The organism is Paenibacillus sp. DRB1-1, assembly GCF_052119485.1.
Classification (GTDB): Bacteria; Bacillota; Bacilli; order Paenibacillales; family Paenibacillaceae; genus Paenibacillus; species Paenibacillus polymyxa_B.
The window spans coordinates 245,390-258,156 of the sequence record NZ_JBODQH010000001.1; the positions used below are offsets into that span (position 1 = coordinate 245,390).

At 46.5% G+C, this 12,767-nt stretch carries 9 protein-coding genes, 1 pseudogene and 1 other annotated feature (1 of these 11 cut by a window edge); of the genes and pseudogenes, 5 read left to right on the forward strand and 5 right to left on the reverse strand.

The genetic code is table 11. The features are described 5' to 3' along the window. Positions 1 to 51 precede the first annotated feature (51 nt). Together rsgA and ACQW03_RS01035 are read right to left on the reverse strand one after the other, a co-directional pair. Positions 52 to 1,149: a ribosome small subunit-dependent GTPase A gene (gene rsgA / locus ACQW03_RS01030; RefSeq protein WP_441947887.1), complete on the reverse strand. Its 1,098-nt coding sequence runs from the start codon at positions 1,147 to 1,149 to the stop codon at positions 52 to 54. A gap of 483 nt (positions 1,150 to 1,632) precedes the next feature. Then, on the reverse strand, positions 1,633 to 2,229 hold the full coding sequence (locus ACQW03_RS01035) for a metalloregulator ArsR/SmtB family transcription factor (RefSeq protein ID WP_441947889.1): 597 nt from the start codon (positions 2,227 to 2,229) through the stop codon (positions 1,633 to 1,635). A 295-nt stretch (positions 2,230 to 2,524) separates the two neighbouring features. Here ACQW03_RS01035 and ACQW03_RS01040 point away from each other — a divergent pair, with 295 nt between their 5' ends. From ACQW03_RS01040 to ACQW03_RS01050, 3 genes are all read left to right on the forward strand, one after another. Further along, the gene (locus ACQW03_RS01040; RefSeq protein ID WP_023988257.1) at positions 2,525 to 3,496 is read left to right on the forward strand and encodes a YpdA family putative bacillithiol disulfide reductase; all 972 of its coding nucleotides are present in this window, start codon (positions 2,525 to 2,527) and stop codon (positions 3,494 to 3,496) included. 22 nt (positions 3,497 to 3,518) lie between these two features. Further along, entirely contained in the window at positions 3,519 to 3,962 is a 444-nt protein-coding gene (locus tag ACQW03_RS01045) for a DUF441 domain-containing protein (protein ID WP_013309978.1), read from the forward strand. Positions 3,963 to 4,077: 115 nt separating this feature from the next. Continuing rightward, a complete protein-coding gene (locus ACQW03_RS01050) occupies positions 4,078 to 4,590 on the forward strand; it encodes a hypothetical protein (RefSeq protein WP_023988256.1) in 513 nt (170 codons plus the stop codon). Positions 4,591 to 4,723: 133 nt separating this feature from the next. Here the strand turns inward: ACQW03_RS01050 and ACQW03_RS01055 are convergent, their stop codons facing one another. Continuing rightward, positions 4,724 to 5,026: a HesB/YadR/YfhF family protein gene (locus ACQW03_RS01055; protein WP_068940673.1), complete on the reverse strand. Its 303-nt coding sequence runs from the start codon at positions 5,024 to 5,026 to the stop codon at positions 4,724 to 4,726. A 584-nt stretch (positions 5,027 to 5,610) separates the two neighbouring features. On the opposite strand from ACQW03_RS01055, the gene ACQW03_RS01060 reads away from it, so the two are divergent. Then, complete coding sequence (locus ACQW03_RS01060) at positions 5,611 to 7,368, forward strand: ABC transporter ATP-binding protein (protein ID WP_441947892.1); 1,758 nt, start codon at positions 5,611 to 5,613, stop codon at positions 7,366 to 7,368. Beyond that, positions 7,368 to 9,452, forward strand: a complete 2,085-nt coding sequence (locus ACQW03_RS01065) for an ABC transporter ATP-binding protein (RefSeq protein WP_071640569.1) — start codon at positions 7,368 to 7,370, stop codon at positions 9,450 to 9,452. Before ACQW03_RS01060 ends, ACQW03_RS01065 begins: the two co-directional genes overlap by 1 nt. A gap of 125 nt (positions 9,453 to 9,577) precedes the next feature. Here ACQW03_RS01065 and ACQW03_RS01070 read toward each other — a convergent pair whose 3' ends face one another. Continuing rightward, complete coding sequence (locus tag ACQW03_RS01070) at positions 9,578 to 10,546, reverse strand: S-layer homology domain-containing protein (RefSeq protein ID WP_441947895.1); 969 nt, start codon at positions 10,544 to 10,546, stop codon at positions 9,578 to 9,580. Between the two features lie 266 nt (positions 10,547 to 10,812). Then, positions 10,813 to 12,538: pseudogene (gene argS / locus ACQW03_RS01075) on the reverse strand (arginine--tRNA ligase). A 59-nt stretch (positions 12,539 to 12,597) separates the two neighbouring features. Then, positions 12,598 to 12,767: a binding site (T-box leader), on the reverse strand (it continues 90 nt past the right edge of the window).

The following is a 12,767-nucleotide window of genomic DNA, read 5'->3' on the forward strand; positions in this document are numbered from 1 at the left end:
CAACATAGATTTTCTTATATTTTTACATTTGATGCTTCACTGCAGTTCGGCTTACCACTCCACATCACGTCGCCAGCCGCTTCGCTGATCCCTACGACCCGGGGTTGTGCTTGAACGGCTATCTTTCCTGCGCCGGTCTGCCTCCTTACGCGCCTGATATTCCAGTTCCCGCTGCATTTTGCGATAATTGTTCACTCTGGATTCCGACAATTCCCCTCTCTCTATAGCTTCCTCCACTGCACATCCAGCTTCGCCCTTATGCTTGCAATCTGCAAAACGGCATTGCTGCGCCGTTTCCATAATATCCGTAAAGGTATGAGCGACACCCATGGAATCATCCCACAGATTTAACTCGCGCATACCAGGTGTATCCAGCAAAACGGCTTGCTTTGCGATGGGAAAAAGCTGTCGGTGAGTGGTTGTGTGCCTGCCCCGGCTGTCTTCCTCCCTCACATCCTGTGTCAGTTGAACCTCAGACCCGGAGAGCCAGTTTACTATCGTGGATTTTCCACTACCGGAAGAACCTGTCAAAGCAACTGTACAGCCAGGTTGAAGAAACGCCTCCAGTTGCTCTCTGCCTTCGTTCTGCAAAGCAGAAATAACGATAACAGGTACACCAGGGGCAACTCCCTCCGCTTCAGCAACCCGTTGTTCGACATCTTCACAAAGATCACTCTTACTCAAAACGACAACTGGGTTTACCCCGCTGTTCCAAGCCATAATTAAATACCGTTCCAGTCTGCGCATATTAAAATCATGATTCAGCGCATTAACAAGGAACAACGTATCCACATTGGTAGCGATCAGCTGCTCCTTCGTCTCAAAGCCCGCGGCCTGTCTAGATATTCGACTTTTCCGTGGCAAGACGGCATGGATTACTGCATCCGACACTTCATCTGGCGTAGTGATTGCTAGCCAGTCCCCTACGGCAGGCATTTCCGCCGGATCGACAATAGCATGTCGTAGCTTACCTGAAGCCACTCCCCAGCGTTCTCCATCCATTGTGATAAGCTTCACCTTTTGTCCATAATCGGCAATCAAGCGGGCAGGACGTACCTGTGTATTTCCTGCGTGTTCCTCAAAACTTTGCTTCCATTGGTCCCAAAAACCGTTCCAGTAATCAGACCAACCGTATTCATGTATACTCATTGTTTTCCTCCTGAAATCATTGTTAATTTTTTGATCGTAGTGTTATTGGATCGGTATACATTTTTCTCCCCGCATGCAAACAACGCAAAAAATCCGCAGGGGGTTTCCCTGCGGAGAGTATACGATTCAGGCCGATGTGATCCGTTCGTTCACTTAAGCAAGCAGTCCTCACAGACCACTCCCCCAGAACCAGCAACTGGATAACAAGACGCCTAACCATAAAAAATCCGCAGGGAATCACTCCCTGCGGATTTCGTTGGTTCTACTGTCCAACCAACTGCTAAGCCAAGACTATAGATCTATACAGTCTTTAACCGTGCATCGTCCGTGCGGGAGACAAGTCATTCTGCTGCTGAACCCATCCATTCATGTTCGTACGCATATAACATCGCCTCCTCCTAAAATTTCCTTTATCATACAGGTCCATCAATTGTCTGTCAAGGCTGCCCACGAAACTTTTTTGAAATCTTTGTCAAGTTTCGTTTAGTGTACCTGATCCCAGCGCGTCCACATCTCACGCGGGTTCAATTCGTACATTTCCCGTTCCCTGTACATAAACTGATGCATAATCAGCTCACGACGAATCGTTGCAAAATCCTCATGGTATTGCTTGATCCACTCGTTTAATTCACGTTCAGGATATATGCGGCCTGGCTCCAGCTTTTCTGCCAGCATCTGAAGTACGATTAATTTTTTCTTATACTGCGCAGGGATTTGGCGCAACTTGCCGTCCTTGGAAAAAAAATTGCGTAAGACCGACGCCCCCAACGTTTCATTCAACTCTGACATCTCTTCCTCCCCCTCTCCTTTTTCGAAAATAAATCGCACCGTCGCCTCGGCATGCTGCCGGATCAGCTCTGGATTCAGTGTAAAATACACCATGTTTTTATCACGTCGTTCCTTAATCACCCCTGCCTCACGGAGTTTGGAAGCATGATGTGTAACAGTCGGCTGGGACAAATTCAGCTTTTTCGCCAAAGCTTGACCATGCATCTCCCCACGGGACAAAAGAAGTAATATTCGCATACGCGTTGGATCAGCAAGTGCTTTATGATAATTGACCATTTTATCCAGTTGCATCGTTATTGCACCTCTTTTCACTAGTACATACTTGATATGCAAGCGAATTCAATCACATAAAATAGATATATATCTAATTATATGTTTACTAAAAGTAGCTGTCAATCTTCACCTTCCATCATCACTTTCTGAAAACGGCTGGATATTGTGTTCGCATTGCGGTAGGATTATTATTTGAAAACTTCTCACATACTGAGCTATTTGCTTCAATCCTGAGATCCGTTTTTAATCGTCAAAATAATGTTAACCCTACAAAACTGGCGTAATAAACCAATACAACTGGAGGTTCATCCAAATGTACGACGTAATCATTATCGGTGGCGGACCCTGCGGACTATCCGCTGCAATCGAATGCAGCCGCAGAGGTTTGCAAACTGTCATTATTGAAAAAAGCAACATCGTTCACTCCATTTTTCTGTATCCGACGAACATGCAGTTTTTTAGCACCGCCGAACTACTGGAAATCGGTGATGTTCCATTCAGCACCCCTAATGATAAACCTTTTCGTCATGAAGCACTGGCGTACTATCGTAAGGTAGCCACTCATTATAACTTGAACATTCAGCATTATGAGGAGGCCCAGTCCATTCATCGCCAGGATGACGGTACATTTACCGTACATACCCTGAGCAAAGGGGAAATAACCAAAACGTATTCGTCACGCTATGTCGTTGTGGCTACAGGATATTTTGATCATCCGAACTATTTGGGCATTCCTGGGGAACAATTGGATAAAGTCACGCACTATTTCAGCGAAGCCCATCCCTATACAGGAACCCGGGTCGCAGTCATCGGTGGCAGTAACTCTGCGGTAGATGCTGCAATGGAATTGGTGCGGGTCGGAGCTACGATTGATATGGTATATCGTCGAAGCGAGTTGTCCCAATACATCAAGCCGTGGGTTCGTCCACTGTTTGACAGTATGGTACAAAAAGGGAAGATCACGCTGCACTTAGGCGCACGTATTACCGAAATTCATCCAGACCATGTCGTAGTCACTCCGCTGGACACTGAAGCATTCCGGCTCGAAAATGATTTTGTACTGGCACTGACTGGATTTCACCCGGAACGAAAACTACTGGAGTCTGTTGGCGTCCACATGGCTGAGGATCTGGACAAACCAGAATTTAATCCTGCCACGATGGAAACGAACATCCCAGGTATATATGTCGCTGGGGTCATCGCTTCAGGCAGCAATGCCAATGAGGTGTTTATTGAAACAGGCCGCTGGCACGGGCGACAAATCGCCGAACATATCCAAAGCTAAATAAACGAAGGAGAACATCTGTATGGATTACAGCTCACTTATCTTACTGGTATTGGCTGGTCTTGGAATTGTTAGTGGTAACTCTACCGTGACTATTGCCATGGTTGTATTACTGCTGCTGCGGGTAACCAGCTTTCATTCTGCTTTCCCCTGGCTTGAAAGGTATGGCCTGACGATCGGAATTATTATTTTGACGATTGGGGTCATGACCCCGCTAGCCAGCGGTAAAATCAGTATCAATCAGGTGATGGAGTCTTTCCTGCACTGGAAATCACTGCTCGCGATTGGTATCGGAATTCTGGTAGCCTATCTTGGCGGCCGCGGAGTAACTTTGATGTCTGGACAGCCCATTATTGTGACAGGTCTACTGATCGGGACCGTCATTGGCGTTGCCTTCTTTAAAGGAGTTCCTGTTGGACCTCTGATTGCTGCCGGATTGCTTTCCTTGTTAATCGGCCGCAGCTAAATTCGCACAACAAATATAGGAATAAATGATAGCAATCTGCATGTCGGGCTGAATTCAGTCCCGCTTTGTGGTATACTCATATCGCATAATTTGGTAAATGCAGGAGGCTTGACCGATGTCTCGACAATTTGTAACGGAAGCTGTAATGGTGGCTATATACGGCCAACTACTTACATCTCCCGCCCCTGTGGAATATATAGTGCCATACACATCACTGCTAGAGCTATACGAATTCCAGGATAGCACAGAGCCGCTCATGGATAATCCTATGGACGATCAACATGTGAAGCGGAAGGTAAGCGAGTTGATCAGTTATTTTGAGGAACCGTTGAATCAGAAGAAAATTCGGCGTGCCCTTCAGATGCCTTGGGCCAAGAGCTTGCCTATTCTATTCGATGCCAATACATCACTCATTATCATTAATGCTGTTGATACTGCGCATTACGGAGAATATTTTGATCCAATTGAGACTGAACTGGTGTTGACAGCTCAGCGTGAATCATTACCTATTCTGACGGATCAATTGGACTGGATCCACCGCATTATCGAAGCTTCCGTACCTGTACATGTGTACGACATTGATGATTTTGATTTTGCACTCGATGGCCCGATACTTAACAACCCTTAACATACGACATACCCGCCTTAACTACAAAAAAGCGGCGGAGCATCATGTACAGGTTCATCTCCTGTAACACGATACTCCGTCGCTTTTCATGTCCAAGAACAACTATTTGCACGCTATGATTGACAGTAGAGCGCTAAGCTTGTCCATCCTCAACATAGGTGTAAATAATGTCATCATGTTCCTCCAAATACTTAACTTCCAGATGATGGCCCTTCAGATACCAGTAATCCTGGTCCTCCATATAAAACGTAATGCCAGCCGCTTCATGCTGTAATACGGGGTGCTGCGGAGGCTCTACGGCAATTCCCAGAGAAAAGCCTGGATGCAACCCGCCGCCAGAGCTATAGCGAACAAAAAAACGGATCGCATCTCCACGATTCAAACTAAGCTCCTTAATGTACCACTGTGCCGCAGGTTCAGTTACCTGTATGCTCATACGTTATGCTCATCTCCTTGTACAATGACGTCTGCCAACTATATCATAGCATCTTTTAGAATGACCACCAACCGTCCCAACCTAGCGAGATTCTTGGACAAGTCATATACATTTTTTTGAAAAAGGTTTGACAATTCGCAAAAAAGGGTGTTAAGATTCAACCATACGAGATCCATTTTGAAATTTATTACCAATTTGAACGATTACTCATGTTAGAATGAACCCATTTTGAGGAAGAAAGGAGTGTTACCGGTGCTAAAATTTCCTATTGCATTTTACCCACATCTACAAACACAACAACTTCATACCGGAGCATCTCCCCTGTCGCATCCTTCAGAATTGGGCCATTCACGTTGTATGGTTTAATACGAGTGGCTGCCTGCGTTTGAGCAGTTTTTCAGTGGTGAGTGTGCTGAAAATACCTGCGCGCCATATGATATTGAGATTTAGGGCATATCGTCTGCGGACGGTATGCCTTTTTTGCGCCTGTTGCCGGATCATATTTGTGGTAGCAAGTCGCTGTTGTTTCTTCAAAATGGTACACAACTCTCGAAAGAACTTGTCATGAAAGGATGGGATTCCTCTTGTTTTCGGTACTTAAAAATTTAAGCTGGTTTTTTAAAAGAGAACGAAGCCGATACTCCATTGGATTGTTTTTGCTGATAGCCGTTGGTGTGCTGGAGCTTGCTCCACCTCGGCTGCTAGGTAGTGCCATTGATGAGATTGTGCGCGGTTCGATTTCCTGGTCCTCGCTTTGGCGTTATATTTTGTACATCATAGGCATTCTAGCCGTCATCTACTACATTACGTACATATGGATGCACAAGCTGTTTGGTGGTGCCAATCTGGTGGAGCGCTTACTGCGCACACGCTTTATGAATCATCTACTGCGGATGACCCCTCCATTTTTTGAACGTAATCGCACTGGTGATCTGATGGCTCGTGCTACGAACGACCTTCGCTCCGTAGCAAGTACGGCGGGCTTCGGCATGCTGACACTGACAGACTCTACGGTCTATCTGAGCGTTGTATTAGTTGCCATGGGTACCCTAATCAGTTGGAAGTTGACACTGGCAGCTATCCTGCCCCTACCTTTTATTGCACTGGCTATGAGCATTTACGGTAAAGCCGTTCACGAGCGTTACACACTGGCACAAGATGCATTTGGTGATATGAACGATCAGGTGTTGGAATCCGTGGCAGGTATCCGAGTCATTCGCGCCTATGTACAAGAGCGAATGGACGAAAAGCGTTTTGCTGATATTACCGACGATGTATTTCGTAAAAATCTGGCTGTCGCTCGGATGGATGCTCTCTTTGAACCAACGATTCGTTTATGTGTAGGACTTAGCTATGTCATAGGTCTCGGTTATGGTATTTATCTGGTATTTCATAACGATATCACGCTAGGCGAATTGGTCTCCTTTAATATGTACCTAGGAATGATGATTTGGCCGATGTTTGCCATTGGAGAGCTAATTAACATTATGCAGCGCGGTAGCGCTTCCCTGGACCGGGTCAATGAAACTCTCGATGTCCAACCAGACGTTCAGGATGCAGCTCAACCAGTTCCAGTGGACCGCCTCGAATCCATCAGGATGAAAGACGTTACCTTCCGTTACCCTACCTCTACTATTGACAATCTGTCACATGTGAGTCTGGAGCTCAAACGCGGAGAAACGCTAGGCGTCGTCGGTAGAACAGGCAGCGGGAAATCCACTCTGCTCAAACAGCTACTGCATGAATATCCGACGGGTAGCGGTGATATTTTAATCTCCGGCATACGTTTGGAGGACATTGAAGTAGAACAACTACACAGTTGGATCGGCTACGTGCCGCAAGAGCAAATTTTGTTTTCCAAATCGGTGCGCGAGAACATTCAGTTCGGGAAACCTCGTGCAGATGATGACGACATTATGGAAGCTATCCGTACTGCTGCCTTCGACCAGGATTTAGGTACCCTGTCTGATGGGCTGGATACACTGGTCGGAGAAAAAGGTATCGCCCTGTCCGGCGGCCAGAAGCAGCGTGTTTCGCTGGCGCGCGCCTTTATCGGTGATCCGGATATTCTATTGCTCGACGATGCACTATCTGCAGTAGATGCCCGGACGGAAGCAAGGATTATTGACAATATCCGACGTAAGCGCTCGGGTAAAACAACCTTGATCTCCACCCACCGCCTCTCCGCTGTAGAACATGCAGACCGGATCGTCGTGCTGGAGCAAGGACGCATTATTGAGGAAGGAACCCACAGCGAGCTGCTTCGGGCTGACGGATGGTACCGACAACAGTATGAACGGCAACAAGTGGAATCTGATCTGACCTCAGGGGAGGTATCCTAATGAAACCTAATATCGGCAAAAGGCTATTCCAGTACGCGCTGACGAGCAAAGCAGGCTTTATTGCCGCTCTCATCGCTTTGGCTATCGGAGTAGCCGCCGAGCTGGCTGGTCCCTTCATCGCCAAAACGATGATCGACGACCATATGCTCGCTATTGAAAAACCATTTTATGAAACAACTAGTGTGGACGGAACTGTAAGCTATGCTGGAACCCACTTTAAGCGTGAAGATCGCTTTGAGTCCGGGGAGACCAAAGGTCGCGAAGCGAGGATTTTACAAGTTGGGAAATCTTTCGTATTTGTCGATGGCTCGGTTCAAGTGGCTGACGGTAACCGCTCCTTTACGAACGGAACGCTGACTGTAACACGCGGCCCCGACACCTTTCGCTATGAAGCTAAGGCTCTGACAGCTGATGAACTGTATAGCTTTTACAAACCGGAAATGCCCGGTATCTTTCAGCTGATTGGCTGGTATTGCTTCTTCCTGGTTATTTCCATTTTTGCTGAATTCGGCAAAACATACTGGCTGCAATCCTCGGCGAACAAGGTCATTCAAAAGCTTCGGCTTGATCTCTACGCGCACATCCAGCGGCTGCCGGTTTACTTTTTTGATAACTTGCCCGCAGGCAAAGTCGTATCCCGTGTTACGAATGACACTGAGGCAGTGAAAGATTTGTTTGTGGCTGTGCTCTCCAATTTCACTTCAGGGATTGTGACGATGGCAGGAGTATATGTTGCACTCTTTTTGCTGGACTTCAGACTAGGTCTTATCTCTCTGTTTATTGTACCATTACTGATCTTGTGGATTGTATTGTACCGCAAGGTCGCCACCCGCTATAATACGATCATTCGGTCCAGACTCAGTGAAATTAATGCGATTATCAATGAATCGATTCAAGGGATGTCCATTATTCGCGTGTTCCGGCACCAGAAACAAACGCAGCAAGAGTTTGAAGAACTGAATGACGACTATATGAAGCATCAGAATAAAATGCTGAATTTGAACGCCTTCACTTCGCACAATTTAGTCAACGTGTTGAGAAATCTCGCCTTTGCCGTCGTGTTGTGGTATTTCGGATCTGAGGCCCTCGGAACTACAGGTAATGCTGTTTCACTAGGCGTATTGTATGCCTTCGTCGATGTGCTGGGTCGACTGTTCCAACCTATGACGGGTATGGTCAACCAACTCGCCGTACTGGATACTTCCATCGTATCCTCAGGACGCGTATTTGAGTTGATGGACGAAACTGGAGAGCCGGTGACAGACGGCACGATGCCGCGCTACAAAGGCCAGGTAGAGTTTAACGACGTTTCCTTTGCCTACAAAAAGGATGATGTACTTAAACATATTTCCTTTACAGCACAGCCCGGGCAAACAGTTGCCCTTGTCGGACATACCGGATCAGGCAAAAGTTCGATTATCAACCTGCTATTCCGGTTCTATGATCCGCAAAAAGGAACGATCACCATTGACGGAACGTCTGTCAAAGACATCCCTAAGCAATGGCTTCGCCATCATATGGGTATTGTTCTTCAAGATCCATATTTGTTTACAGGTACGGTAGCCTCTAATGTCAGTCTCGAAGACAGCCGAATCACGAGAGAACAGGTGAATAAAGCACTGCATGACGTTGGAGCCGACAAATTGCTGGCCCATTTGCCGCAAGGATTCGATGAGCCTGTTATTGAAAAAGGCAGCACCTTATCAGCCGGGCAACGCCAGCTTATTTCCTTCGCTCGTGCACTAGCCTTTGATCCCGCAATTTTAATTCTGGATGAAGCTACTGCCAATATTGACACCGAAACGGAAGCGCTCATCCAATCCGCTCTTGAGGTACTCAAGAAGGGACGTACGACCTTTATCATTGCTCACCGTTTGTCCACCATTCGCAGTGCGGACCAAATTTTGGTGCTGCATCGAGGTGAAATTGTTGAACGGGGTAGCCATGACGAACTTATGGCCCAAGGTGGTCGTTACTTCCAAATGTATCAGCTCCAGTCGGGAACAGTTGCAACAGATTCGGCTTCATCCTCTGCTACGCCTCCTGCGCAAGATGACCTGCTTGCAGGCAAAGTCAGCATTTAAAGCTTTAATAGCCCTATTGCTTAGGGCTAACGATTAACATTTGGTATGAAAAAAACCAGCGAGTCTCCCCTACAAATTGGAGACTCGCTGGTTTTATTTATATCTATAACATGTGGCTCGTAATTTTATTTAGCTACAGACGTGCCTGTTCCTGCGGGCGGAAGCACTGTTCCATCTACTGCTTTAAGCGTAACCTTATACTTGCTGTCTACCAATGTACTTGTGTGGGTATCCGTAATGACCTGAATATTCATTTCCCCTGGCTTTGGACTAGTCAGCTTGTAGTAAATTACTGCGTTCGTATCATCTACGTAGTCGATGTGATCCACTTCAATGCCGTAACCTGGATTAGGTGCCTGTAGACGGGTAATTGTCACGTTGTTCTGCTGGTCATTTGCCTTCTCTATGCTCATACTAATGTTATTCTGTTGAACCGGATCTACAGGCTCAGCCGGATTTTCAGGAGTAGCTTCAACCGTTTTATGACTTTGTACAAATTCGGATGCGTTATAGACCATTTCTGCTGCCTCCATCCGCGTTACTTTACGATCCGGGTTAAAGTTGCTCTGTTCGTCCAATTTTGCAATTTTGGTCAATAACAGGAATTGAACGGCTGCATTTGATTCCTGGTCTAGTTTTTTGCCATCCGCTACATTAATTAACATACGGACAGTTGGATATTCACCCGTTGCACTCACTGCTTTATACAGAATATTCGCAAATTGTTCTCTTGTCATACGGGTGCTTGGATCAATATCTGGTGACAAAGGGATTTGGTGTTGGGCTGCAATCCGATAGGACTGGGCATACCATGCGGAAGCCGGAATGTTTGCAAAGGAACCTGTTGTGAAATCAGGCATTACCTGAAGATCCATTGCACGAACAACCAAGTGTACTCCTTGTGCATACGTGAGCATTTGATCCGGTGCAAATTTATCCTTGGTTATTCCTTGAATAATTCCTTTGTCCTGAAGTGAGTTTACAATCTTCTCCTGTTCAGCTCCCTTTATATCACGAAAAGCAGAAGCCGACGTAGCAACTGCCAATGAGCAGATGACAAGCAGGGCAGCTGTCACGCTTTTATTCTTTTTCATGAGATACACCTCCATGTTTACTTTGCTTCTACACTTACCGACGCAATAAAAGCATCAAATGTTTCAAATATGCACAAATTGGTTGCAAAACAGTGGAATACCTGCGATTAGTGTAACCCGTCTAACTCTTTTCTGCTCACAATCTTTATACATACCCAAAAGTGCCTGTAACAGAATTAATTTTTTTACAGTATTCCTTTGGAAGAGCCAGGTCTGGGTAGCAGTCATCCCGCCAGCAAAAACTCGCTTCCCTTTGTTCGCTTTGCTTACATCCGATTCGGTGCTTTCAGACCAAGAACTTGCAGCGCGCATGCCAGAATATCGGCAGTTTGTTCCGCCAACTGGATACGCCACTGTCCACCATCGACAATCCTTTCCTTGGCGTAAAAACGGTTAAACGCCTGGGCCGTATCCAATGCAAATCTCGCAATAACCGAAGGCTCCAGTTGGCGAACCGCACGTATCAGTTGTCCGTGATAGCGACCCAACTGCTTAAGCAGCGCCCAACCTGCGTCACCCAACATTCCATCCGATACGTCATACAAATCACGAGAATGGCTATCTTGGACAAGGTCGTTGTCGCTAGGATTAGTATTAACATCGGCGCGAGCGTGAGCTTTCTCCAAAAGGCTGCGGATGCGCGCATGAGTATACTGTACATAAGGCCCGGTCTCGCCTTCAAAGGTCAGCGCCTCCTCCAACGAAAAATCCACTTCATTCAGCCGGTTGTTTTTTAAATCACCAAAAATAATCGCCCCAATGCCAACGTCCTCAGCTACTGCCTGTTGTTCCTGCAAATCGGGGTTCTTCTGAGTAATGATGGCTTGAGCACGCGCTATGGTTTCATCCAGCACCTCCTCCAGTTTGACAACTTTTCCGCGTCTTGTGGACATTTTCTTACCCGCAAACCGCATTAATCCAAACGGCACATGCTCACATTGCTCCGCCCAAGCCTCCCCTGCTTGCTTCAGCACCGCAAACACCTGCTGAAAATGCAACTTCTGTTCTCCACCAACGACGTACAGCAACCGATCAGCCTTCATCACTTCATGACGATAAATCGCTGTTGCCAGATCACGTGTCGGATAAATGGTGGTCCCATCCTTTTTTAGAATAAGACACGGAGGCAGTTCCTCATCTTCCAGACGAACCACGAGCGCACCATCACTTTCCTCCAGCAATCCTTTTGCTCTTAATTGAGCAACAACTGCCTGCATCTTATCATTGTAAAAACTTTCTCCCAGCACATGGTCAAATGTAATGTTCAGACGCTGGTACATACGATCAAATTCACCCAGACTGACTTCAACAAAAAACTCCCATAGTTGTTGAGCCTCAGCATCCCCATGCTCCAAACGTCGGAACCACTCGCGGCCTTCATCCTCCAAAGTCGGATCATGCTCGGCCTCCTGATGAAAACGAACATATAGCTTCAGCGATTCACCAATCGGATCATGTTGTAGCTGCTCCTCATTTCCCCATCTTTTATAGGCCGCAATTTGCTTGCCAAACTGTGTTCCCCAATCCCCAAGATGATTCACACTAATTGGAATATATCCGGTTTCACCAAGAATGCGATACAAGGCAGCACCAATAACAGTAGAGCGAAGATGACCGATACCAAACGGTTTGGCAATATTGGGCGAGGACATATCAATAACTACCCGCTGTCCGTGCCCGATATTGGGGCCTGAGGAAATCAGCCTTGCTCAATTCAGTAAGCATAAGCGGAATATGAACAGATCGATCCAATGTTATATTTACATAGGCACCCGATGCTGTAGCAGTTAAACCTTCTTCATGATTCACTAGCTCCGCCAATTCCAGTGCAATGTGCTGTGGAGACTTTCGAAACTTTTTAGCCAGCACAAAACAGGGAAACGCCACATCTCCCCATTCAGGCTGCGGAGGCACCTCAAATAATGATAAAATTTCTTTCTCCTCCAAGCCCGTATGGGCCAATATCGCTTGAGCAGCAATCCTCATCAACATGATCTCTCTCCTTCTTTTTATAAGATCTAACAAAAAAAGCCCCCGCCTCTTGAAATAAATCAAGAGACGAGAACTTTAATATCCCCGCGGTACCACTCTTCGTAAATCGGTTGTGTAGCTACAGCTAACTTACACAAAATCGCGATTTCACTCCAATGACTAATAACGGTGTCTGCCGGGCTGATCTACTAGAAGCTCTGCTCGTTGGATCAACCGTCTCCCGGGTGCG